Origin of the sequence: Streptomyces sp. NPDC102278 (genome assembly GCF_044766345.1) — a bacterium.
Taxonomy (GTDB): Bacteria; Actinomycetota; Actinomycetes; order Streptomycetales; family Streptomycetaceae; genus Streptomyces.
In genome coordinates this window covers 1-23,360 of sequence record NZ_JBIWLV010000001.1, presented here as the reverse complement: position 1 = coordinate 23,360, position 23,360 = coordinate 1, and the positions used below count along the sequence as shown (strand labels likewise).

19 protein-coding genes are annotated in these 23,360 nt (G+C 70.9%); 13 read left to right on the top strand and 6 right to left on the bottom strand.

What is annotated here, in order from left to right; genetic code table 11:
• Positions 1 to 59: 59 nt before the first annotated feature.
• Both ACIRO3_RS00095 and eccE read right to left on the bottom strand, forming a co-directional pair.
• Positions 60 to 776, bottom strand: coding sequence for a hypothetical protein (locus ACIRO3_RS00095; protein WP_361771514.1), 717 nt, complete (start codon positions 774 to 776; stop codon positions 60 to 62).
• Positions 773 to 2,044: a type VII secretion protein EccE gene (eccE, locus tag ACIRO3_RS00090; protein ID WP_404131207.1), complete on the bottom strand. Its 1,272-nt coding sequence runs from the start codon at positions 2,042 to 2,044 to the stop codon at positions 773 to 775. Before eccE ends, ACIRO3_RS00095 begins: the two co-directional genes overlap by 4 nt.
• Positions 2,045 to 2,331: 287 nt before the next feature.
• Here eccE and eccB point away from each other — a divergent pair, with 287 nt between their 5' ends.
• From eccB to ACIRO3_RS00070, 4 genes are all read left to right on the top strand, one after another.
• Entirely contained in the window at positions 2,332 to 3,906 is a 1,575-nt protein-coding gene (gene eccB / locus ACIRO3_RS00085; protein ID WP_404131205.1) for a type VII secretion protein EccB, read from the top strand.
• Positions 3,907 to 3,917: 11 nt separating this feature from the next.
• Complete coding sequence (gene mycP, locus ACIRO3_RS00080) at positions 3,918 to 5,291, top strand: type VII secretion-associated serine protease mycosin (protein ID WP_404131203.1); 1,374 nt, start codon at positions 3,918 to 3,920, stop codon at positions 5,289 to 5,291.
• A 213-nt stretch (positions 5,292 to 5,504) separates the two neighbouring features.
• Complete coding sequence (locus ACIRO3_RS00075) at positions 5,505 to 5,825, top strand: WXG100 family type VII secretion target (protein WP_361771517.1); 321 nt, start codon at positions 5,505 to 5,507, stop codon at positions 5,823 to 5,825.
• Positions 5,826 to 5,868: 43 nt separating this feature from the next.
• Complete coding sequence (locus tag ACIRO3_RS00070) at positions 5,869 to 6,174, top strand: WXG100 family type VII secretion target (RefSeq protein ID WP_366001390.1); 306 nt, start codon at positions 5,869 to 5,871, stop codon at positions 6,172 to 6,174.
• Positions 6,175 to 6,330: 156 nt separating this feature from the next.
• Here ACIRO3_RS00070 and ACIRO3_RS00065 read toward each other — a convergent pair whose 3' ends face one another.
• Positions 6,331 to 6,564, bottom strand: a complete 234-nt coding sequence (locus tag ACIRO3_RS00065) for a DUF397 domain-containing protein (protein ID WP_053683900.1) — start codon at positions 6,562 to 6,564, stop codon at positions 6,331 to 6,333.
• A 100-nt stretch (positions 6,565 to 6,664) separates the two neighbouring features.
• Complete coding sequence (eccCa, locus tag ACIRO3_RS00060; protein WP_404131200.1) at positions 6,665 to 10,627, bottom strand: type VII secretion protein EccCa; 3,963 nt, start codon at positions 10,625 to 10,627, stop codon at positions 6,665 to 6,667.
• A gap of 208 nt (positions 10,628 to 10,835) precedes the next feature.
• Here eccCa and eccD point away from each other — a divergent pair, with 208 nt between their 5' ends.
• The 6 genes from eccD to ACIRO3_RS00030 all read left to right on the top strand — a co-directional run bounded on the left by eccD (position 10,836) and on the right by ACIRO3_RS00030 (position 18,013).
• Positions 10,836 to 12,356 (top strand): type VII secretion integral membrane protein EccD, encoded by a 1,521-nt coding sequence (eccD, locus tag ACIRO3_RS00055; protein ID WP_404131198.1) that lies wholly within the window; start codon positions 10,836 to 10,838, stop codon positions 12,354 to 12,356.
• A 173-nt stretch (positions 12,357 to 12,529) separates the two neighbouring features.
• Positions 12,530 to 12,817 (top strand): 30S ribosomal protein S15, encoded by a 288-nt coding sequence (rpsO, locus tag ACIRO3_RS00050; RefSeq protein ID WP_053683894.1) that lies wholly within the window; start codon positions 12,530 to 12,532, stop codon positions 12,815 to 12,817.
• 288 nt (positions 12,818 to 13,105) lie between these two features.
• The gene (locus ACIRO3_RS00045) at positions 13,106 to 15,328 is read left to right on the top strand and encodes a polyribonucleotide nucleotidyltransferase (protein ID WP_053683892.1); all 2,223 of its coding nucleotides are present in this window, start codon (positions 13,106 to 13,108) and stop codon (positions 15,326 to 15,328) included.
• On the top strand, positions 15,325 to 16,704 hold the full coding sequence (locus tag ACIRO3_RS00040) for a M16 family metallopeptidase (protein WP_404131195.1): 1,380 nt from the start codon (positions 15,325 to 15,327) through the stop codon (positions 16,702 to 16,704). The genes ACIRO3_RS00045 and ACIRO3_RS00040 overlap by 4 nt, the downstream gene beginning before the upstream one ends.
• A gap of 81 nt (positions 16,705 to 16,785) precedes the next feature.
• Positions 16,786 to 17,541: a 4-hydroxy-tetrahydrodipicolinate reductase gene (dapB, locus tag ACIRO3_RS00035; RefSeq protein ID WP_404131193.1), complete on the top strand. Its 756-nt coding sequence runs from the start codon at positions 16,786 to 16,788 to the stop codon at positions 17,539 to 17,541.
• A gap of 19 nt (positions 17,542 to 17,560) precedes the next feature.
• Positions 17,561 to 18,013, top strand: coding sequence for a hypothetical protein (locus tag ACIRO3_RS00030; RefSeq protein WP_361771523.1), 453 nt, complete (start codon positions 17,561 to 17,563; stop codon positions 18,011 to 18,013).
• Positions 18,014 to 18,049: 36 nt separating this feature from the next.
• On the opposite strand, the gene ACIRO3_RS00025 is transcribed toward ACIRO3_RS00030, so the two are convergent.
• Both ACIRO3_RS00025 and ACIRO3_RS00020 read right to left on the bottom strand, forming a co-directional pair.
• Positions 18,050 to 18,604: a PH domain-containing protein gene (locus ACIRO3_RS00025; protein WP_366150356.1), complete on the bottom strand. Its 555-nt coding sequence runs from the start codon at positions 18,602 to 18,604 to the stop codon at positions 18,050 to 18,052.
• 48 nt (positions 18,605 to 18,652) lie between these two features.
• Complete coding sequence (locus ACIRO3_RS00020) at positions 18,653 to 18,892, bottom strand: hypothetical protein (RefSeq protein ID WP_053683883.1); 240 nt, start codon at positions 18,890 to 18,892, stop codon at positions 18,653 to 18,655.
• A 226-nt stretch (positions 18,893 to 19,118) separates the two neighbouring features.
• Here ACIRO3_RS00020 and thyX point away from each other — a divergent pair, with 226 nt between their 5' ends.
• The 3 genes from thyX to ACIRO3_RS00005 all read left to right on the top strand — a co-directional run bounded on the left by thyX (position 19,119) and on the right by ACIRO3_RS00005 (position 22,758).
• Positions 19,119 to 19,859: an FAD-dependent thymidylate synthase gene (gene thyX / locus ACIRO3_RS00015; protein WP_361771525.1), complete on the top strand. Its 741-nt coding sequence runs from the start codon at positions 19,119 to 19,121 to the stop codon at positions 19,857 to 19,859.
• A gap of 200 nt (positions 19,860 to 20,059) precedes the next feature.
• The gene (gene dapA, locus ACIRO3_RS00010) at positions 20,060 to 20,959 is read left to right on the top strand and encodes a 4-hydroxy-tetrahydrodipicolinate synthase (protein WP_361771526.1); all 900 of its coding nucleotides are present in this window, start codon (positions 20,060 to 20,062) and stop codon (positions 20,957 to 20,959) included.
• Between the two features lie 113 nt (positions 20,960 to 21,072).
• Complete coding sequence (locus ACIRO3_RS00005) at positions 21,073 to 22,758, top strand: ribonuclease J (RefSeq protein WP_053683878.1); 1,686 nt, start codon at positions 21,073 to 21,075, stop codon at positions 22,756 to 22,758.
• Positions 22,759 to 23,360: the final 602 nt, after the last annotated feature.

The window sequence follows — 23,360 nt, the reverse complement described above, 5'->3', positions numbered from 1 at the left end:
ACCCGTACGGCGCCGACCGCACCGCACGGCGCCGACCGCACCGCACCGAGCGCCCGCGGTCAGTCGATCCGCCGCGACGGCCCCAGCAGACCGGTCTCCGTGTCCGTGCCCTGCGTCATCACGAACTTCCGGTCCTGCGGCGTACACCACAGCGTGACCCCGTCACCCAGCGTCGGCAGCGAGTCCACCACCGCCGCCGGCAGCTCCATCAGGCGACCGATCTGCGCCGCCTCGTCGGGGGAGACCCGCTGCACGCCCACCACGGAGGAGTTCCGCAGCAGCCGGGGCGCGGCCGGGCTCAGGTAGGGCAGCAGGGTCAGCACCGACTGCCACGGCCCCGCCACCACCCGGCCGCGCGGCGGTCTCATCCCGCAGTCCCGGATCACCAGGACGGGGCTGCCCGCGGACGCGCCCTGCGGCGGCACCCGGCCCACCTCGTGGAGGGTCACGCACTGCTGCCCGCCGCCGGCGGCCTGCGCCAGCCCGGACCACACCTGCCCGCGCCCGGTCTCCACCGCGACCCGTGCCCCGGTGGCCGCCGCGCGCAGCGCCAGTACCTGCGCCGTCCAGAGGCCGCCGATCAGCGTCACCTCGTACGGGGTGGGCCGGTTGACGCCCAGCACCGCCGCGTTGCCCTCGGCGTCCACCCCGATGACGACCCCGTCGTCCCCGACGGGGAGCGCCAGCAGGTCCAGCTCCGCCGCCGGGACCACGTGCCGCTCCCGGCGCGGGCCGACCAGTCCGAAGCCGCCCCGCAGCCCACCCGTACCCCTCATCGCGCGCCTCCCAGCGGCAGCGAGGCCAACAGCCCCGGTACCTGTTCGCGGTCAAGCCGTACGAGATCGGCCTTCACGCCCCGCGCCGTCCGCTCCAGTTCGCGCCGGGCGGTGACCAGTTCCTCGTCGCTGCGGCCGGTCACCCGTACGTGTCCGGTCAACGTGACGCCCTGCCGCCCGGCGGCGGCCATCGTGAGGCTGAAGTTCGTCGCCAGGGCCGGCAGCGAGGTCAGCAACGCCACGAACTGGGGGAGCGCCGCCCCCGAACCGCCCAGCCGCGGCCAGCGGCCGATCCAGTACGTGGTGTGCCGGCGGTCGTCGCAGCGCCAGGTCCGCGAGGTCTCCTCCGTGCGTCGACCCGACCCGGCCGACCGGCCCGCCTGGGTGATCGCCATCGGGTTCGCGCACGAACTCGTCGCCAGCGCGCCCGTCAGCTCCTGCTCGGTCAGCACCGTGGCGCGGAACCCGGCCCCCGTCAGCCGGCTCGCCAACTGGTCGGCGGCCCGCACCAGACACCGCTGCGCGCCGCCGAGCCCGCCGCCGCGCGCGGTGACGGCCTCGGGGCACAGCTCGGGGTCGAGTTTGAGGGCGATCCAGGTCAGGCGCACCGCGGGAGTGCCGGTGCGGGCTTGCAGGGGCGCGTAGTTGAGCGCGGCCATGGACCGGGCCGGCAGGTGCGGCGCCGGCGCCGGCTGGGTGTGCTGCACCAACTGCGCGGACTCAAGCCGGATCCCGTCCACTTCGAGGATGTCCCGGACGAGACCGAGCGGCAGCGGCCGCGCGCCCCGGTCCGGCCGCAGCGCGGTGGCGTCCGTGTCCACCTGTACGACCGCGGTCAGGAACGTCCCGTCACCCACCATCCCGACCGGACGTCGATCGCGGTCGCCGAACGTCAGGGTCCGCAGCGCCGGATCGGCCTCGACCAGCGGGGCCAGCCCCGGCTCGGTCCCGGCGGGCACGGTGAAGGCGGCGGCCCGGCGCCGGCGGGCCCGCAGCGCCAGGGAGCCGGCGAGCCACTCCGGCAGGGAACGCCGGCGCCGACGCACGACCGCGAGCAGCACCAGGACCAGCGCGAGCACGCCGGCCGGCACCAGCAGCAGCGGTTCCACCACCCACGCCACCAACAGCGCCGCCGCGGCGACCTGGAGCAGAACGAGCTGTTGCAATCGGAACGGACCGAACCGCCCCGGACCGGACCTCGGATGCGGAGTCACCCCGTCGCCCGCGGGTGCGTCCGGGACCCTCTGCGACTGCGTCGCGGTGGCCATCACTCGCGCACCTCCCCCTTCCGGGGTCGGACCCCGTACGTCCGGCGTCGTGCGGCGGTCGCCGCGGACACCGGAAATCCCCTCGATCCGCCCCGATGGGCCCTGATGCCGCACGGCGCCTGAAATCGCGCGGTCCGGAGGTCCTGACACGGGGTGTCGAACGGCCAACAGAGCCTACCCGCCCCGTGCGTGGCCTCCGGCAAGAGGCATAGTAGGTGCCCGGTCAGACAATCGAGGCTCGGGGACCGCACGCACCGACCGGGCCGTGCGGGGAGAAGCAGGCGGCCATGGCATCACGACGTGATGAGCTCAACGCGTACACCTTTGCGAAGCGGCGTACGGTGGCGGCCTTCCTCCAGCCGTCCGCCACCGGCACCGAGGAGGGTGCGCCCAGGCCGCTGCGGGCCGTACTGCCCGGAGTGATCGTCGGGGCGCTGGTGCTGGCGGGCTTCGGCGCCTGGGGCATGTTCAAACCGCAGGCCCCCAAGGGCTGGGCCGAGCCGGGCAGCACGGTCATCGTCGGCAAACAGTCCACGACCCGGTACGTGGTCCTGTCCACCAAGATCAACGGCAAGGCGCAGACCAGGCTCCACCCCGTGCTGAACCTGGCCTCCGCCCGCCTCCTCCTGGACCCCTCCAAGTTCAAGGTCGTCCAGATCGAGGACAAGATCCTGGACGCGGGCAAGCCGCCGCGCGGCCCCATCATCGGCATCCCCTACGCCCCCGACCGGCTGCCCGCCGCCGCGGACGCCGGCAAGGCCAAGCGCTGGGCGGTCTGCCAACAGCCCGGCGGCAACGGCAAGGGCGTGCAGACCGCCGCTTTCGTCCTCGCCGACCGCGAGGCGGGGCTCGTGGACGACGCCGACAAGGTCACCGGCGGTCAACTGCTGTACGTCCAGAACACCGGCGGCGCCAAGGAGCGCTACCTCATCGACGCCGGCGGCACCAAGTACAGGTTCCCCGAGGGCGCGCCGGACGCGGGCACGCTCACCACGGCCCTGGTCGGCACCGGCGCCGTCCCGCAGCCCGTCACCGAGCAGTGGCTGGCCACCCTCAACCCCGGCGACGACCTGGCCTTCCCGAAGCTGCCCGGCACGCCCAACGCCAACGCGAACGTGCGGGGCCTGGCCACCGCCGACAACAAGGTCGGCATGGTGCTCACCGCCCAGACCGGCGCCGGCACGCAGCACTACGTGGTCCTGCCCGAACGCGTCGCCCCCGTCTCGGAGTTCGTGGCCTGGCTGCTGATCTCCGCACCCGCGACCGACGCCCTCAACATGCACGGCAAGGCCCGCGAGATCGACCTCCAGTCGCTCGACCCGGACGCCACGCCGTTCAAGAGCGAGGCCAGGTGGCCGCAGCGACGCGGTCCCCAGATCAACCGTGTCGCGCCGGCCGCCGGCGCCGCCGCGGGAAGCGAACAGCGCGACACCGTCTGCAACGTCCTGCGCTCCGTCGACGGCCAGGGCAACCAGACCCTCAGCACCTGGGCCGGCGCCGGATTCCCCGTCGACATCACCGCCAGCGGCACCAGCTCGTACGTCACCCCCGGCTCGGGTCTGCTCTACACCCAGGTCCAGGGCCGGCAGACCACCGCCGGGGGATCCCTGTTCCTGGTCACCGACACCGGCCTGCGGTACGCCGTACAGGCCAACGGCGACAGCGACGCCGAGCAGTCGAAGATCGGCGCCGGCGCCTCCCAGGACCCGGCGGCCGACGGCCGTCCCGAGGCGAGCCAGGCGCAGATCCGGCTCGGCTACGGAGCGGTCACGCCGGCCATGGTGCCCATCGCCTGGTCCGAGTTCCTCTCCAAGGGCCCTCGGTTGGACACCAACTCCGCCCGCCAGCCGCAGGGTTCGTGAGGACGCCCCCGATGCCCGATACCCGGATGCCCCGCCCCCGCCCACCTCGCCCGGCCGGCGCCCCCGGGGCCCTGCGGCCCGGTCCGGCGCGCACGGCCGCGCGGGCCGCGCTCCTCGCCTGCGCCCTGGTGCTCGTCACGGTCCCCGGCGCGGGCGGAGCCGCCGCCGCGCCCCGCGCCTCGTACGCGGCGCCCCCCGCGTTCGCCCCGGCGCCCACGTCGCTCGCCTCGTACGCCTCGCTCGCCCCGTCCGCCTCCCGGGTCTCCGGAGCCGGTGAGTGCACCTTCCCCATGAAGAAGCAGATCGCCGATCGCCCGTGGGCCCTGCAACGGCTGCTTCTCGACGCCCTCTGGGCCCGGACCAAGGGCAAGGCCAAGGACGGGAGGAGCATCCGCGTCGCGGTCATCGACACCGGCGTGGACCGGGCGAACCCGCAGCTCAGCGGAGCCCTCGACGTAAGCGCCGGCAAGGACTTCGTCGACCCCAAGGGCGGCGACGGCACCGCCGACAGCGTGGGGCACGGCACCAAGGTGGCCGGGCTGATCGCGGCCCGCCCCCAGGACGGGACCGGCTTCGTCGGCCTCGCCCCCGAGGCCACCGTCATCCCCATCCGGCAGAACGACGGCCAGGGCCACGGCAACGCCGCCACCCTCGCCAAGGCGATCGACCACGCCCTCGCCAAGGGCGCACACGTGATCAACATCTCCCAGAACACCGACGCCCGGTTGAGCGCGGACTCCGAGCTCGGCAAGGCCGTCAAACGCGCCATCGACGCCAAGGTCGTGGTGATCGCCTCGGCGGGCAACGACGGCCTCAGCGGCCAGAAGCGCGAGACCTACCCGGCGGCCTTCCCCGACGTCCTCGCCGTGGCCTCCTCCGACCGCAACAACGAGCGCGCCTCCTTCTCCCAGCCCGGCCACTTCGTCGGCGTCGCGGCGCCCGGCGTCGACATGGTCTCCACCGTCCCGGGCTTCGGCCAGTGCATCGACAACGGGACGAGCTTCTCCGCCCCGTACGTGGCCGGCCTCGCCGCCCTGCTGCGCGCCGAGCACATGGACTGGACCCCGCAACAGATCGTCTGGCAGATCCAGAACACGGCCGAGCGATCCGTCAACGGCCGTGACGACTACGTCGGTTGGGGAGTGGTGGACCCGGTCCGCGCGGTCACCCAGGACAGCGAGCCCCCCAAGGCCCCCGTCCCGGACCCGGGACCGCCGCCCGCGGCCGCCCCGGAGGCCGCCCGCCTGAGCCTCGCCGAGACGGCGCAGGAGCGCGACGAGCGCCTGGGCACGTACGCTCTCGGGATCGGTGTCGTCCTCATCGGTGTCATCGCGGGGACCGCCACCGTCATCCGCGACGCCCGTCGCCGCCGCCGTTTGCAGTGAACGGTCACGGGTCGACGAGGGCTGTGGGGCACCGGTGTTGGGCCGGTGCGGTGAAGTGGCTAGAGTGACGCCGAGCTTCACGACTGTGATCGGGGGATCGCGTGAAGCGGAGGGGGACTTCCGAGGCGAGCGGCTCGACGCCGCGCCGGGAACATCCGCTCCGCCACGCAGTCCGCCGGTTCTGCCGGCGAATTGAGAAGTGAGGAGCTTCGGATGACGAACAATTTCGGACTCGCGGACGATCCGGTCGTCAAGGCGGCCAACAAGATCTCCGAGACGGCCCAGGCGGTCACCACCCAGTCCCGTGAACTGGCCGACATCGTCGCGACGGTGAGCGCCGGTTGGACCGGTGTGGGCGCGGGCGGATTCGCCAAGGCGCAGGAGGACATCAACATCGACCACGACAAGATCCGCCGTCTGCTCGGGGTCCTGCACCACGCGATCTCGCAGACCAAGAACCTGAGCAACGCCCAGGACGAGGACGTGCGCGCGACCTTCGCCGCCGCCAACAAGTCCGGCCTGAACAACATCTGACCGGCGTCGTCGCCCGTCAAGCCCCAGCGCGAAGGAGAAGACCATGGTTGACCCCGGCCACACCCGGGTTCGGTACGAGACCGTCCAGCAGATGGCCGACCGCATCCGGATCGTGTCGAACAACATCGTGAAGGACCTGGCCGAGATGGAGCAGGCCGTCAAGGTCGTCACCGACACCTGGGACGGTGAGGCACACCGCGAGTACGTGATCCTCCAGTCGAAGTACAAGGCCGCGGCCGACCACATGCAGAAGCAGCTGGACACCGTCGCCAAGCTCATCGAGGCAGGCAAGGGCGACTACCGTGCCACCGACGTGAAGGCCTCGCGCCTGTTCACCGAGGCCTACTGAGCCGGTAGCCGGTAGCCGGTAGCCGGTAGCCGGTAGCCGGTAGCCGGTAGCCGGTAGCAGGCACCCGGCACCCGGCACCCGGCCTCGCGCCGAGCGCCAGAACGGGGCGCGCCCGCACCGGGCGCGCCCCGTCCGCGTCTCCCGACGCCCACGGCCTCAGCGGAGGTCGAACTCGCCGTCCCTGGCGCCGAGCACGAACGCCTCCCACTCGGCCGCCGTGTACCGCAGCACCGTCTCCCGGTCCAGCGAGGACCGCATGGCCACCGCCCCCTCGGGCAGCTTGGCGATCTCGACCCGCTCCTCGTCGGGACTCGTCCCGGGCGGGCCCTCCCACTCGACACCGCTGATGTCGAGCGCGTACAGCTCGTCCTTCTCCTGCTGGGACCCCATGGCGCGGCCTTCCCTTCGTACGACGGCGGTGCAGCGTTCTGGACCGATTATCGACGCCGACACCGCGGGCGGGGGAGCGATTGGACTTCTCCGTCCGACCTCACACCGCGGAGTTCGGCAACCGTCCGAGCTGCACCAATGACGTGCCGCGCTTGCGCGAGACGTAATGGCCCCGGCCCGGCGGCATCGGACGCGGCCGGACACTGCCGATCAGGTCGCCCTCGGACGGGTCGCCCGACAGCACCACGCCCTGCGCCCCCAGCTCCTTGATCCGCTGCATGAAGGGCTCGTACAGCGAACGCGAGGCCCCCGCCGAGTTCCGGGCGACGATGAAGCGGATGCCCGTGTCCCGGGCGAAGGGCAGGAACTCCACCAGCGCGGCCAGCGGATTGCCCTGACTCGTCGCGACCAGGTCGTAGTCGTCGATGATGATGAAGACGTCCGGGCCCGTCCACCAGCTGCGGTCGCGCAACTGCCGCGGGGTCACGTCATCGGGCGGCTGCCGCCGGGAGAACACCCCGCCCAGCGCCTCCATGTGCATCTGGAGGGAACTCGCCATCGGCGCGTACTCCAACAGGTGCTCCTCCGGCAGCGCCCCGAGCAGCCCCCGCCGGTAGTCGCCGACCACCAGCTTGGCCTGGTCGGGGGTGTACCGGTCGGCGATCTGCCGGGCGATGAGCCGCAGCAGGTTCGTCTTGCCCGACTCGCTCTCGCCGAAGACCAGGAAGAACGGATCGGTCTCGAAGTCGACGAACACCGGCTCCAGGTCGGTCTCCCCGATGCCGATCGAGATCCCGCGCGACGGGAACTCCCCGCCCTTGGGCAGCTGATCGGCGTGGAGCAGCCGCGGCAGCAGCCGCACACCGGGAGCCGAGGCCCCCGCCCACGCCGCCTTCACCGCCGCCACGAACGCCGCCGTGGCCTCCGACAGGTCCGCCGCGCTGTGCGAACCGTCGATCCGCGGCAGCGCGCCCAGGAAGTGCAGCTTCTCCGGCACCTGGCCGCGACCCGGCATCCCCGTGGGGACGTTCGCGGCGACCCGCCGGTCGAACTCGGAGTCCATGACGTCGCCGAGCCGCAGTTCCAGCCGGCTCAACATCTGGTCCTTCAGCGCGGACCGCACCTCCATGTAGCGCGCCGCCGTCACCACCACGTGGATGCCGTACCCCAGGCCGCGGGCGGCGATGTCCGTGACGACCGGCTCCAGGCCCTCGTACTCGGTACGGAAGCCGCCCCACCCGTCCACGATCAGGAACACGTCGCCCCACGCCTCGCCGGGCAGCTCGCCCGCCGCGCGCCGGCGACGGTAGGTGCCCATCGAGTCGATGCCGTTGGCGCGGAAGAACTCCTCGCGCCGGTTGAGGATGCCCGCGACCTCCGAGACCGCCCGGCGCACCCGCTCCGGATCCAGCCGCGAGGCGATCCCGCCCACGTGCGGCAGCTCCGCGAGCGACGACAGACCGCCGCCGCCGAAGTCCAGACCGTAGAACTGCACCTCGCGTGGGGTGTGCGTCAAGGCGAACGAGGAGATCAGCGTCCGCATCAGCGTCGACTTGCCCGACTGCGGACCGCCCACCACCATCATGTGGCCCGCCGCACCGGAGAAGTCCCGGTACAGCACCTCGCGCCGCTGCTCGAACGGCTTGTCGATCAGGCCGAGCGGAACGACGAGCCCGCCGGGCCGCGTGTACCCCTGCGCGTGCAACCCGCGCTCCGCCGACGGGGCCAGGGCCGGCAGCAGCTGGTCCAGCGGCGGAGCCTGGTCCAGCGGCGGCAGCCACACCTGGTGCGCGGGCACGCCCTGACCCTCCAGCCGGCCCACGATCACGTCCAGCACGGTGTCCGCCAAGGCGTCCTCGCCCTGCGCGGCGGCCTGCGCCGCCAGGTACGCCGGGTCCGGCGCGGCGTACACCACCGGCACCGGCGCCGCCGTGAACCGCACGGGCCGCCGCTCCAACGGGAACAGCCCCACCGACAGGTCGGGCCCGCCCGAACGGTAGGTGCCCGACACGTACGCCGCCTTGAAGCGGGTCATCTCGTCCGTACCGAACTTCAGGTACCCCGAACCCGGCACCGACGGCAGGTGGTACGCGTCCGGCACCCCGAGCGCGGTCCGCGACTCGGCCGCCGAGAACGTCCGCAGACCCACCCGGTACGAGAGGTAGGTGTCCAGGCCGCGCAGCTTCCCCTCCTCCAGCCGCTGCGACGCCAGCAGGAGGTGCACCCCCAGCGAACGTCCGATGCGACCGATCTGGATGAACATGTCGATGAAGTCGGGCTTCGCCGTCAACAGTTCCGAGAACTCGTCGATGACCAGCACCAGCGAGGCCAACGGCTCCAGCGGCGCACCGGCCGCCCGGGCCTTCTCGTAGTCGTGGACGTTCGCGTAGTTGCCCGCCGACCGCAGCAGTTCCTGCCGGCGCTGCAACTCGCCGCGGATCGAGTCACCCATGCGGTCCACGAGCGTCAGGTCGTCCGCCAGGTTGGTGATCACCGCCGCCACGTGCGGCATCTGCCCCATGCCCGTGAACGTCGCACCGCCCTTGAAGTCCGCGAGGACGAAGTTCAGGGTCTCCGAGGTGTGCGTGACCGCCAGACCCAACACCAGCGTCCGCAACAGCTCGGACTTCCCGGAACCGGTCGCACCCACACACAGACCGTGCGGACCCATGCCCTCCTGGGCGGCCTCCTTGAGGTCCAGCATGACCGGGGAACCGTCCTCGCCCACACCGATCGGCACCCGCAACCGCTCACCGGCCGACCGGGGCCGCCACGTCCGCGACACGTCGATCGAGGCCGCGTCCCCCAGGTTCAGCAGGTCCGTGAAGTCAAGATTGGCCAACAAGGGCTCGTCGTCGTCCCCGCCCCCCGTGCGCAGCGGCGCCAACTGCCGGGCCAGGGCCTCCGCCGCGGGCAACGACAAGGTGTCCGGGACGCCCTCGTACGCGACGCCGGCGCCCGACTCCAACCGCAACCGACCCGGCCGCACCACCACGGACAACCCGCCGCGCGGCTCGTCGAGCTCCCCCGCGACCACCTCCACGACGGTCACCCCCTGGAGACCCTCGGCCGCCGCGAACACCGAATCCGGCGGCACGATCCCACCGTCCAGCACGACCACCAGGTGCGGCTGGTCCAACACGGGCGAGACCTCCCGGCTGAAGCGCGGCCGCCCGTCCAGCCGCGACGCCAACAACCCCTCCAGCTCACCGAGGTCGTCGCCGAACAGCCGCTTCGTGCCGGCCCCGTCCACCTGACCCGGCAGCTGCGTGTGCGGCAACCACTTCGTCCAGTCCCACGAGGGCACCGCACCCGGCGCGGCCACCACCGCCACCATCAGGTCCTCGGGGGAGTGCAGCGTCGCCAACTGGGCCACCAGAGCCCGCGCCGTCCCCCGCGCGGACTCCGTCTCCCCGGACACCGTCACGTGGTAGAACGCCCGGATCGACACCGCCATCGGCAGCCCCTCCAACGAGGAGTGCACCGCCAGGAACCGCTGCATCGCGCCCGCCGTCAACGGCTCCAACTCGTCCACCGGCGCCGTGTCCGGGGCCACCAACGCGGTCGCCAACCGCTGCGCCCCCAACCCCAGCCGCGCCTGACCGAAGTCCCCGTCGCCGACCCGCCGCTCCCACAACCGCGAACCCTCGGCCACCACCGACCACAACTGCTCCGGCGCCGGGTGCAGGTACAACTGCGCGTCGCGCTGCGCCCGCGCCGTCCTGCGCACCTGCCGGCGCGTCTGCGCCAGGTACTTCATGTAGTCCCGGCGCACGTCCGCCATTTGCCCCTGCGTACCGCGCCGGTGGCGCACCAACTGGGCGATCACCATGCCCACGGTCGAGGCCAGCATCAGCACGCCCATGACGCGCATGAAGGGCGCCGCACCCGGCATGAAGAAGAAGACGACCGAGGAACCCATGCCGAGCATCGGCAGGAGCTGCATCAGCATGCCCTCCTGCTGCCCGCGCGGCAGCTCCGGCGGCGCCTCCAGCCTCAGTTCGTCCGAAGGGACTTCGGGCGGCAGCGCCCGGGGCGGGCGCTTGACGACGATCTGGCTCACCGGAGCATCAATCCCTTGAAAACGGACGGGACGTCGCAACCGGCGCCCCCAAGTCCCGGACACGGAGGGGGACTCCCCCGCGCGACGGCGATCCTACTTGCCGACCCCGCGGCGGCGGCCCGGTAGGGTGACCGCGCGCGACATGCGCAACCGCGAATCCGCCCACGCGCATGCGGGGACGGACACGCCAACCAGGGGGGTCACGCAGGTGAGTACGGCCGAGGCGACGGGTTTCTGCAGGGTCACCGTCGTGGCCCCGGACAGCCGGATAGACGTGGCCCTCCCCGAGGACATCGCCGTCGCCGACGTCTACCCCGAACTGCTGCGCCTCACCGGCCAGACCCAGCCCGTCGGCGCACCGACCGGCTTCCACCTCGTACGCCGCTCCGGCGTGGTCCTCGACGGCGCCCGCACCCTCGCCGCCCAGCAGGTCCTCGACGGCGAGGTGCTCAGCCTGCGCCCCTTCGCCGAGTCCCTGCCGCCCGCCGTCTTCGACGACGTCTCCGACGCCGTGGCCTCGGCCGTCGTCCGCGACCGCCACCGCTGGAGCGACGACATGCTGCGCGGCGCGGGCCTGGCCGGCGCCGCCGTCCTGCTCGTCCTGCTCGGCTTCGTCCTCTGGTACGCCGACCCGGTCCGCCACGACATGCACGGCCTGCCCGGCATCATCGCCGGCGCCGTCGCGGTCCTGCTCGTCGCCGCCGCCGGCGTCCGCGCCCGGGTGTACGGCGACCGCGGCTCCGCCGTCGCCCTCGGCCTCGCCGCCCTCCCGCACCTGCTGATCGCCGGCTCCGGCGTCATCGCCCCCGCGGCCGGCCAGGGGCCCGGCCGTCTCCAGTTCCTCCTCGGCTGCGTCTGCGCCCTCGTGGCCGCCGTCGCCCTCGTGGCCCTCACCCCCAACGGCGACGCCCCCTTCGTCGCCGCCACCTTCCTGACCGCCACCGGCACCCTCGCCGCCTTCGGAGCCATCGCAACCGAAGCCACCGCCACCGCCACGGCCGCCGTCTGCGCCCCCGCCGCCGTGGGCCTCGTCGCCTTCCTCCCCGGCCTCTCCGCCCGCTTCGCCCGGCTGCCCATCGGGTACGCCGCCCCGCAGAGCTCCGCGGGGGACTACGAGACCCCGGACCGCCACGAGATCCGCCCCCCCGGCGGCCCGACCGATCCGACCGACCCGGCCGCCGAGGCCCGCCGCGACCCGGCCGCCCTCGACGCCGAGGCCATCGCCGTCCAGGCCCGCCGCGGCCACGAGATGCTGCTCGGCCTCGTCGGCGGCTGCGCGGCCGTCGCCGTGGGCTCCGCCGCCGTCCTCGGCTTCTCCGACGACACCTGGGGCCGGCTGCTCGCCCTGGCCGCCGGCCTCGCCATGCTGCTCCGGGCCCGGCTCTTCCGCTACACCTCACAGGTGGTCTGCGCCCTCGCCGCCGGACTCGCCGCCGTCGCCCTGCTCGTCCTGGGCCTGGCCCTGCACCCGCCGGCCGACCTCGTCGCGGAACTCGTGCTCCACCGCGACCGCGGCGGCCTGGACCTCCGCACGATCTGGCTCTCGACCGCCGTCGCCGCCGGCGCGGTCCTGCTCACCGCAATCTCGCTTGTCATCCCGCGCAAGGGTCTGTCACCCTTCTGGGGACGGATGCTCGACCTCACCGAGGCCGCGGTACTGCTCAGCCTGGTCCCGCTGACCCTGGCCGTGCTCGACGTCTACTCCCGGGCCCGCGCTCTCACCAGCTGAGATGCCGGGACCCGGCAGCCTGGTACGCTGTGTGACGGCCGTTTGTGTACGCGCCCCCGGAGATCTTCTGGAGGCTGCGCTCAGCGGACCCCGCCTCCCGAGTAACGGAAGATCCCCAGAGAATTCGACCTGGGGCACTCGGTGGCAACGAAGACCCAACACGAGGAGTACGCGTGCCGCTCGACGCCGCAACGAAGAAGCAGCTCATCGAAGAATTTGGTGCCAAGGAGGGCGACACCGGCTCCCCCGAGGTTCAGGTCGCGATGCTCTCCCGCCGCATCTCGGACCTGACCGAGCACCTCAAGACCCACAAGCACGACCACCACTCCCGTCGTGGTCTGCTGATCCTGGTCGGCCAGCGTCGCCGCCTGCTGCAGTACCTGGCCAAGAAGGACATCCAGCGCTTCCGTACGCTGGTCGAGCGCCTCGGCATCCGCCGCGGTGCGGCCGGCGCCAAGTAAAGACGCTGTGAAGGGAGCGGTTCCCACACTGAGGGGGCCGCTCCCTTTGCTGTACGTGCGCGACGCACCACACGCTTTGTAGTCTGGAAGCGAACACGCGCACAACCGAAGAGGAGGAGCGCCCTCCCACCGCCGCCGGTCCTCGGTAGTGGCATCCGGAAAGCCCGGCGAGGGCTACGAACCGGGTGCTTCGATCGAAGACCGGCCCGCACGCCAGGAGCGCTTCTCCAACACCGTTCGTCACCACACGGGTGGCGGACGGAGACGACGAAAATGGAGATATCGCTAGTGGAGAACGAGACCCACTACGCCGAGGCCGTCATTGACAACGGTTCCTTCGGCACCCGCACCATCCGCTTCGAGACGGGCCGTCTGGCCCGCCAGGCCGCCGGCTCCGCCGTTGCCTACCTGGACGACGACACGATGGTGCTGTCCGCCACCACCGCGTCGAAGAAGCCCAAGGACCAGCTCGACTTCTTCCCCCTCACGGTGGACGTCGAGGAGCGGCAGTACGCGGCCGGCAAGATCCCCGGCTCCTTCTTCCGTCGCGAGGGCCGGCCCTCCGAGGACGCGATCCTCACCTGCCGCCTGATCGACCGCCCGCTGCGCCCGTCCTTCAAGAAGGGCCTGCGCAACGAGATCCAGGTCGTCGCGACGATCATGGCGCTCAACCCCGACCACCTGTACGACGTCGTGGCGATCAACGCCGCCTCCGCGTCCACCCAGCTGGCCGGCCTGCCCTTCTCCGGCCCGATCGGCGGCGTCCGCGTCGCGCTGATCCGCGGCCAGTGGGTCGCCTTCCCGACGCACACCGAGCTCGAGGACGCCGTCTTCGACATGGTCGTCGCGGGTCGCGTGCTCGAGGACGGCGACGTCGCGATCATGATGGTCGAGGCCGAGGCCACCGAGAAGACCATCGCCCTGGTCAAGGGCGGCGCCGAGGCGCCGACCGAGGAGGTCGTGGCCGCCGGTCTCGACGCCTCGAAGCCCTTCATCAAGGTCCTCTGCAAGGCCCAGGCCGACCTGGCCGCCAAGGCCGCCAAGCCCGAGGGCGAGTTCCCGGTCTTCCTGGACTACCAGGACGACGTCTACGAGGCCCTCTCGGCCGCGGTGAAGGGCGAGCTCTCCCAGGCGCTGACCATCGCGGGCAAGCAGGACCGCGAGGCCGAGCTGGACCGCGTCAAGGAGATCGCCGCAGAGAAGCTCCTCCCGGCCTTCGAAGGCCGCGAGAAGGAGATCTCCGCCGCGTACCGCAGCCTGACCAAGGCCCTGGTGCGCGAGCGCGTCATCAAGGACAAGGTCCGCATCGACGGCCGCGGGATCACGGACATCCGTACCCTCGCCGCCGAGGTCGAGGCCATCCCGCGCGTGCACGGCTCGGCGCTGTTCGAGCGTGGCGAGACCCAGATCCTGGGCGTCACCACCCTCAACATGCTCCGCATGGAGCAGCAGCTGGACACCCTCTCCCCGGTGACCCGCAAGCGCTACATGCACAACTACAACTTCCCGCCGTACTCGGTCGGCGAGACCGGCCGCGTCGGTTCGCCGAAGCGCCGCGAGATCGGCCACGGCGCGCTCGCCGAGCGCGCGATCGTGCCGGTCCTCCCGACGCGCGAGGAGTTCCCCTACGCGATCCGTCAGGTGTCCGAGGCCCTCGGCTCCAACGGCTCGACGTCGATGGGCTCGGTCTGCGCCTCCACCATGTCGCTGCTGAACGCCGGTGTGCCCCTCAAGGCCCCCGTCGCCGGCATCGCCATGGGTCTGATCTCCCAGGAGATCGACGGCAAGACCCACTACGTCGCCCTCACCGACATCCTCGGTGCGGAGGACGCCTTCGGCGACATGGACTTCAAGGTCGCCGGCACCAAGGAGTTCGTCACCGCGCTCCAGCTGGACACCAAGCTCGACGGCATCCCGGCCTCGGTTCTGGCCGCCGCCCTCAAGCAGGCCCGCGACGCCCGCCTCCACATCCTCGACGTGATGATGGAAGCGATCGACACGCCGGACGAGATGTCCCCCAACGCCCCCCGGATCATCACCGTCAAGATCCCGGTGGACAAGATCGGTGAGGTCATCGGCCCCAAGGGCAAGATGATCAACCAGATCCAGGAGGACACCGGCGCCGAGATCACGATCGAGGACGACGGCACCATCTACATCGGTGCCGCCGACGGCCCGGCCGCCGAGGCCGCCCGCGCCACGATCAACCAGATCGCCAACCCGACCATGCCGGAGGTCGGCGAGCGCTACCTGGGTACGGTCGTCAAGACCACCACCTTCGGTGCCTTCGTCTCCCTCATGCCCGGCAAGGACGGCCTGCTGCACATCTCGCAGATCCGCAAGCTCGCCGGTGGCAAGCGCGTGGAGAACGTCGAGGACGTGCTCGCGGTCGGCACCAAGGTGCAGGTCGAGATCGCCGAGATCGACTCCCGCGGCAAGCTCTCCCTCGTCCCCGTGGTCGAGGGCGAAGCCGCCGACGCCGACGCTGACAAGGACGACTCCGACAAGTGACGTCGCGTAGTTCCCGTGTGACGGCCCGCCCCTCTTCGGAGGGGCGGGCCGTCGCCCGTACCCAAACCCTGCTCAAGGGGCAGAACGGCATCGGCACCGTCCGGCGCACCGTCCTGCCCGGCGGACTGCGCATCGTCACCGAGACGCTGCCCTCCGTCCGCTCCGCCACCTTCGGCATCTGGGCGAACGTGGGCTCCCGGGACGAGACGCCCACGCTCAACGGTGCCACGCACTACCTGGAGCACCTCCTCTTCAAGGGCACCGACAAGCGCAGTGCCCTCGACATCTCCTCCGCGATCGACGCGGTCGGCGGCGAGATGAACGCCTTCACGGCGAAGGAGTACACCTGCTACTACGCGCGGGTGCTCGACACCGACCTGCCGCTGGCCATCGACGTGGTCTGCGACATGCTCACCGGGTCGCTGATCCGCGAGGAGGACGTGGACGCCGAGCGCGGCGTCATCCTCGAAGAGATCGCGATGACCGAGGACGACCCGGGCGACTGCGTGCACGACCTGTTCGCGCAGACCATGTTCGGCGACAGCCCGCTGGGCCGTCCCGTCCTCGGCACCGTGGAGACGATCAACGCGCTCGGCGCCGACCAGATCCGCCGCTTCTACAAGAAGCACTACGACCCGACCCACCTGGTCGTGGCCGCGGCGGGCAACGTCGACCACAACAAGGTCGTACGTCAGGTCCGCGCGGCCTTCGAGAAGGCCGGCGCCCTCGGTCGCACCGACGCCGAGCCGATCGGCCCGCGCACCGGCACCAAGCGGATCCGCACCGCCGGCCGCGTCGAGCTGGTCAACCGCAAGACCGAGCAGGCCCACGTGGTCCTCGGCATGCCCGGTCTCGCCCGCACCGACGAGCGCCGCTGGGCGCTGGGCGTACTGAACACCGCCCTCGGCGGCGGGATGTCCTCCCGGCTGTTCCAGGAGGTCCGGGAGAAGCGGGGGCTCGCCTACAGCGTGTACTCGTACACCTCGGGCTTCGCCGACACCGGCCTGTTCGGCGTGTACGCCGGCTGCCGGCCCAGCCAGGTCCACGACGTGCTGCGGATCTGCCGGGACGAGCTGGACAAGGTCGCCTCGGACGGGCTCACCGACGAGGAGATCAGGCGGGCCGTCGGCCAGCTCTCCGGCTCCACGGTCCTCGGCCTGGAGGACACCGGCGCCATCATGAACCGGATCGGCAAGAGCGAGCTGTGCTGGGGCGACCAGATGTCGGTCGACGACATGCTGGCCCGGATCGCGGCCGTCACCCCGGACGACGTGCGGGCCGTCGCGCAGGACGTACTGGCCCACAAGCCGTCGCTCGCCGTGATCGGACCGCTGAAGGAGAAGCAGGCCGCCCGCCTCGACGAAGCGGTCGCCTGAGATCCTGGGGTTCCCGGGTGCCGGTCCGCCCCGGCCGGCCGGCACCCGGCCCTGTGAGACGCAAGCGAAGGAAGCACGAGCATGAGCAGCAAGCTGCGGGTCGCGGTTCTCGGCGCCCACGGGCGCATCGGCGCCGAGGCGGTCAAGGCCGTCGAAGCCGCCGAGGACATGGAACTGGTCGCCGCGCTCACCCGCGGGGACACGCTGGAGACACTGGCCGACACCGGGGCCCAGGTCGCCGTCGAGCTGACCACTCCCGCCGCCGTCATGGACAACCTCGACTTCTGCGTCCGGCACGGCATCCACGCCGTCGTCGGCACCACCGGCTGGACCGAGGAGCGACTGGCCCGGCTGAACACCTGGCTCGCCGGCTCCCCGGAGACCGGGGTGCTCATCGCCCCCAACTTCTCCATCGGCGCCGTCCTCACCATGAAGTTCGCCGCGCAGGCCGCGCGCTACTTCGAGTCCGTCGAGGTCGTCGAGCTCCACCACCCCAACAAGGTGGACGCCCCCTCCGGTACCGCGACCCGTACCGCGCAGCTCATCGCGGCCGCCCGCGCGGAAGCCGGCCTGGCCGCCCAGCCCGACGCCACCGCCACGGCCCTCGACGGGGCCCGCGGCGCCGACGTGGACGGGGTCCCGGTGCACGCCATCCGCCTGCGCGGCCTGCTGGCCCACCAGGAGGTGCTCCTCGGCGGCGAGGGGGAGACCCTCACCATCCGTCACGACTCCCTGCACCACAGCAGCTTCATGCCGGGCATCCTGCTCGGCGCGCGCCGCGTGACGCAGACCCCGGGCCTCACCTTCGGCCTGGAACACTTCCTCGACCTCGGCTGATGAGCAGGCAGTAGCCCCCATGCGCGCGAAGATCACGTACTTCCTCACGGCCGCCGTCCTGGTCGTCTACTTCGTCCTGGTCGGCAGCCGGGGCCTGATGCTGATTCGGCACGGCACCTGGCTCACCGTCACCATGGGCGTGTCCGTGCTGATCCTGCCGGTCATCGGCATCTGGTTCCTCTGGGCGAACACGCGGTTCGTCACCAAGGCCAACCAGCTCGCGGCCGAGCTGGAGGCCGAGGGCGCCCTGCCCGCCGACGAACTGGAGCGGGACCAGTACGGGCGGATCCTGCGGGACTCCGCCGACGAGGTCTTCGCGCGCCGCAAGGTCGAGACGGAGGACGCGCCGGGCGACTGGCGCAGCTGGTTCCGGCTGGCCGTGGCCTACCGCGACGCCCGCGACACCCCGCGGGCCCGCAAGGCCATGCAGCGCGCCATCGCCCTGCACGACGGAAGGCCCGTACGGGTCTGAACCCGTACGGGCCTTCCGTGACGCGCGCGGGACGACTCAGGCGGGAACGGCCCGGTACTCGTCGGCCCACGCCTCCACCATCCCGGCGGCCCGGTCGAACGCCTCGGACCGGGCCAGGAAATCGGCGTTGTGGTCGGTCAGGAGCACCGGGAGGGCGGCGCCGTCGCGTCCCGCCGCGGTCAGGGCCTGGCCCTGTACGGTCCTCGGCAGTCCGAGCCAACGCACCGGCTGCTGCACGGTACGGATGCTGTCGATCTTGCTCCAGGCGACCGAGCGCGTTCCGAAGAACGCCACCCGGCGCAGCCCCGTACGACTCACCCAGACACCCATGCGCAGCAGGCGCAGGGTGGCGCCGACCACGGTGAGCGCGGCCGCCAGACAGAGCGTCGCCCCGCCCCAGGTGCCCGCGAAGGCCACGATCATCGTGGCCAGGAGCATGAAGGCGGAGAGCAGCAGCAGCAGCGCCGCGACGGCGACCCGCCAGGGACCGGGCCGGTAGGGCCGACGCCAACGGTCGGGATCGTCGTGGGGCAGTGTTTCTTCATCGTGCGCGTCGAAGACGCCGTCGGCCGTCAAGAAGGGCAGGGGCACGGCTGGACCTCACTCACATGCACGTTCGGTTGGGCTGTGCCCGTGAGGCTACCGCCCCTCGGACGCCTCCGACTGCTGTGACTTCTGGGGCGCCTTGTGCGGCTGCAGTGCCGGCATGCCGAAGAGCAGCGAGCCGACGAGCCCCGCCACCACGGTCAGTCCGACCAGCGTACGGGCGGCGATCTGAGTCTTCGCCAGACTCTCTCGCGGCGGTGGAGTGACGTTACTGCGGAAGCGGTCGGCCTCGGCGACGAAGGCGAAGGGGACGGGTTCGCGCCGGCGAAACATGGAGGGAGTCTCCTCACGGTCAGGGCCCGCGGGCCGCGTGGTGCGTTCTCCAGGTAAGACGTCCGAAGAGCCCGATCCGTGCCGCGAATCGGAACATCGGGCAAATGACGTGGCGGGCCGTCAGCTGTACGGGTGACCCCGCCACCGCGTCGGACTGGGAAGCGGGCCGTTCCCCGCGCCGTAGAGTGGGCGCGCCCCAGGTAATACCGTTCGGAAGGACCCCCCGGTGAGCGAGAACGCCGCTTCAGACCTGAAACCCAGCTTCCGCAGTGACGTGACGGTGGAGCTGGTGAAGCACTCCGCCGCCGACTCCGACGTGCTGTGGGCCGCCCGCGTCTCCACGGCCGGCGAGCAGTCCCTGGAGGAGCTCCAGAAGGACCCGGAGCGCTCCAAGGGCCTCATCAACTATCTGATGCGCGACCGCCACGGCAGCCCCTTCGAGCACAACTCGATGACGTTCTTCATCAGCGCCCCGATCTTCGTGTTCCGCGAGTTCATGCGGCACCGCGTCGGCTGGTCCTACAACGAGGAATCGGGCCGCTACAGGGAGCTGGAGCCGGTCTTCTACGTCCCGGACGCGGATCGCAAGCTGATCCAGGAGGGCCGCCCGGGCAAGTACGTCTTCGTCGAGGGCACGGCCGCGCAGCAGGAGCTGACCGGCCGCGTCATGGAGGACTCGTACGTCCGGGCCTACCAGGCCTACCAGGAGATGCTGGCGGCGGGCGTGGCCCGGGAGGTTGCCCGTTCGGTCCTGCCGGTCGGACTTTTCTCCTCGATGTACGCCACCTGCAACGCGCGCTCGCTGATGCACTTCCTCGGTCTGCGCACCCAGCACGAGCTGGCGACCACCCCGTCCTTCCCGCAGCGGGAGATCGAGATGGTCGGCGAGAAGATGGAGCGGCACTGGGCCGGTCTGATGCCGCTCACGTACGCCGCGTACAACGCCAACGGTCGCGTTGCCCCGTAAGGCCGGAGCCACGCCTGGCGCACAGATGTACGGCCCAAGTCCCAAGTGTCCGTATTGCGGCGTTTCGTAAAGTTCATCTAGGCTGATCAAACGGACCCGGCACTGCTTGAACCCCCGAGCAGGCAGTGCCGGGCTCCAACACCCCGGTTCACGTCCCCCGAGGGGACACCGCGAGCATGGCAGCGAGTAGCGTGTTACCCATGGCTCCGATCTCGACTCCGCAGACCCCCTTCGGGCGGGTCCTCACCGCCATGATCACGCCGTTCACGGCTGATGGCGCACTCGACCTCGACGGCGCGCAGCGGCTCGCCGTCCACCTGGTGGACGCAGGCAACGACGGCCTGATCGTCAACGGCACCACCGGTGAGTCGCCGACCACCACCGACGCGGAGAAAAACGACCTCGTACGAGCCGTGATCGAAGCCGTGGGCGACCGCGCCCACGTGGTGGCGGGCATCGGCACCAACGACACCCGGCACACCCTCGAACTCGCCCGCCAGGCCGAGCGCACCGGCGCACACGGCCTGCTCGCGGTGACGCCGTACTACAGCAAGCCGCCGCAGGAAGGCCTCTACCGGCACTTCACGGCGATCGCGGACGCCACAGAGCTGCCCGTCATGCTCTACGACATCCCCGGCCGCAGCGGTGTACCGATCAACACCGAAACCCTCGTCCGGCTGGCCGAGCACCCCCGTATCGTTGCCAACAAGGACGCCAAGGGTGACCTGGGCCGCGCCAGCTGGGCCATCGCCCAGAGCGGTCTGGCCTGGTACTCCGGCGACGACATGCTGAACCTGCCCCTCCTGTCGGTCGGCGCGGTCGGATTCGTCTCCGTGGTCAGCCACGTGGTCACCCCCGAACTCCGCGCGATGCTCGACGCCCACCTGGGCGGCGACGTCCAGAAGGCCACCGAGATCCACCAGAAGCTGCTCCCCGTCTTCACCGGCATGTTCCGCACGCAGGGCGTCATCACCACCAAGGGCGCCCTCGGCCTGCAGGGACTTCCCGCCGGCCCGCTGCGGCTCCCGCTCGTCGAGCTGACCGCCGAAGAGACGGCGCAGCTCAAGATCGATCTTGCCGCCGGCGGGGTACAGCTCTGACAACAGACTTCACAACTGAACAAGCAAGACCCGAAACCGCATAAGCAAGTGCACGAATGACATGCGCGCCACGTGCCTACGAGGTACGTGGCGCGTGTGGTGAGGAGACACTTTTGAGCCACCCGCATCCTGAACTGGGCCCGCCGCCGAAGCTCCCCAAGGGCGGCCTCCGGGTCACCCCCCTGGGCGGCCTCGGTGAGATCGGCCGCAACATGACCGTCTTCGAGTTCGACGGTCGCCTGCTGATCGTCGACTGCGGCGTCCTCTTCCCCGAAGAGGAGCAGCCGGGCATCGACCTGATCCTGCCGGACTTCTCGTCCATCCGGGACCGCCTCGACGACATCGAGGGCATCGTGCTCACGCACGGTCACGAGGACCACATCGGCGCCGTCCCCTACCTCCTCCGGGAGAAGCCGGACATCCCGCTGATCGGCTCCAAGCTGACGCTCGCCCTGATCGAGGCGAAGCTCCAGGAGCACCGCATCCGCCCCTACACCCTCGAGGTGAAGGAAGGCGAGCGCGAGAACCTGGGCCCCTTCGACTGTGAGTTCATCGCGGTCAACCACTCCATCCCGGACGCGCTGGCCGTGGCCATCCGCACCGGCGCCGGCATGGTGGTGTGCACCGGCGACTTCAAGATGGACCAGCTGCCGCTGGACAAGCGCCTCACCGACCTGCACGCCTTCGCGCGTCTGAGCGAGGAGGGCATCGACCTCCTCCTCTCGGACTCGACGAACGCCGAGGTCCCGGGCTTCGTCCCGCCCGAGCGCGAGATCTCCAACGTCCTGCGCACGGTCTTCGCGAACGCCCACAACCGGATCATCGTGGCCAGCTTCGCCAGCCACGTGCACCGCATCCAGCAGATCCTCGACGCGGCCCACGAGTACGGCCGCCGGGTCGCCTTCGTCGGCCGCTCGATGGTCCGCAACATGGGCATCGCCCGTGACCTGGGCTACCTGAAGGTTCCGCCGGGCCTCGTCGTGGACGTGAAGACCCTCGACGACCTGCCGGCCCACGAGGTCGTCCTGGTCTGCACGGGTTCCCAGGGCGAGCCGATGGCGGCCCTGTCCCGCATGGCGAACCGCGACCACCAGATCCGGATCGTCCCCGGCGACACCGTGATCCTGGCGTCGTCCCTGATCCCGGGCAACGAGAACGCGGTCTACCGCGTGATCAACGGTCTGACCCGCTGGGGCGCCAACGTCGTGCACAAGGGCAACGCCAAGGTGCACGTCTCCGGTCACGCCTCCGCGGGCGAGCTGCTGTACTTCTACAACATCTGCAAACCGCGGAACCTGATGCCGGTCCACGGCGAGTGGCGCCACCTGCGCGCCAACGCCGAGCTCGGCGCGATGACGGGTGTCCCCAAGGACCGCATCGTCATCGCCGAGGACGGCGTGGTCGTCGACCTGATCGACGGCAAGGCCCGTATCTCGGGCAAGGTCCAGGCCGGCTACGTGTACGTGGACGGCCTGTCGGTCGGCGACGTCACCGAGGCCTCCCTCAAGGACCGCCGCATCCTCGGAGACGAGGGCATCATCTCGGTCTACGTGGTGGTCGACAGCACCACGGGCAAGGTCGTGAGCGGCCCGAACATCCAGGCCCGCGGCTCCGGCATCGAGGACTCGGCCTTCGCCGCCGTCCTGCCGAAGATCGAGGAAGCCATCGCACGCGCCGGCGCCGACGGCGTGGCCGAGCCGCACCAGATCCAGCAGCTCATCCGCCGCACCATGGGCAAGTGGGTCTCGGACGGCTACCGCCGCCGCCCGATGATCCTCCCGGTCGTCGTCGAGGTCTGAGCCTCGCCGTAACGCCCGTCCTGGAGCGGGGCAACCGGATTTGCATCCGGGGGCCCCGCTCCAGTACGTTTACGTCTCCACCTCGCACGGCACCCAGGCACACACGTGTGCCCGCGACCGCGCGAGCGGGTGGGAATCAAGCACTCAGGGAGACCTGATAAAGTCTGATCCACCCGAAAGGGAAAGGCCCTCCAACGGTCATCGAATTCAAATCCAAGTCGGAAACGACGCGGAAATGATCTGATAGAGTTGGAATCGCCGGAAAGGGAAACGCGAAAGCGAAGAACTGAAAGGCGAAACCCGCTTCGACCGGGAATCGGACACGAAAGAGTCTGATAGAGTCGGAAACGAAGGAAGCGCCCGGAGGGCCTGGAAACAGGAACGAAGGAAGCGTCCGTTCCTTGAGAACTCAACAGCGTGCCAAAAATCAACGCCAAAAGTTGATACCCCGTCCATTTCGGTGGATGAGGTTCCTTTGAAAAAGACCTGTGAGGTCGCAGTCCTTCGGGGTTGTGGTGCTTGCAGGCGATTACACAGCGAGGACGCAGTGGTCGATCGGTCTTATTCCGACATGATCGGCCCGCTCTAAGTGCGTGTGCACC

Coding starts and splice junctions, on each gene's coding strand:
- ACIRO3_RS00095 (WP_361771514.1), bottom strand. CDS start 776: ATGAGGGGTACGGGTGGGCTGCGGGGCGGCTTCGGACTGGTCGGCCCG.
- eccE (WP_404131207.1), bottom strand. CDS start 2,044: ATGGCCACCGCGACGCAGTCGCAGAGGGTCCCGGACGCACCCGCGGGC.
- eccB (WP_404131205.1), top strand. CDS start 2,332: ATGGCATCACGACGTGATGAGCTCAACGCGTACACCTTTGCGAAGCGG.
- mycP (WP_404131203.1), top strand. CDS start 3,918: ATGCCCGATACCCGGATGCCCCGCCCCCGCCCACCTCGCCCGGCCGGC.
- ACIRO3_RS00075 (WP_361771517.1), top strand. CDS start 5,505: ATGACGAACAATTTCGGACTCGCGGACGATCCGGTCGTCAAGGCGGCC.
- ACIRO3_RS00070 (WP_366001390.1), top strand. CDS start 5,869: ATGGTTGACCCCGGCCACACCCGGGTTCGGTACGAGACCGTCCAGCAG.
- ACIRO3_RS00065 (WP_053683900.1), bottom strand. CDS start 6,564: ATGGGGTCCCAGCAGGAGAAGGACGAGCTGTACGCGCTCGACATCAGC.
- dapB (WP_404131193.1), top strand. CDS start 16,786: ATGAGCAGCAAGCTGCGGGTCGCGGTTCTCGGCGCCCACGGGCGCATC.
- ACIRO3_RS00030 (WP_361771523.1), top strand. CDS start 17,561: ATGCGCGCGAAGATCACGTACTTCCTCACGGCCGCCGTCCTGGTCGTC.
- ACIRO3_RS00020 (WP_053683883.1), bottom strand. CDS start 18,892: ATGTTTCGCCGGCGCGAACCCGTCCCCTTCGCCTTCGTCGCCGAGGCC.
- dapA (WP_361771526.1), top strand. CDS start 20,060: ATGGCTCCGATCTCGACTCCGCAGACCCCCTTCGGGCGGGTCCTCACC.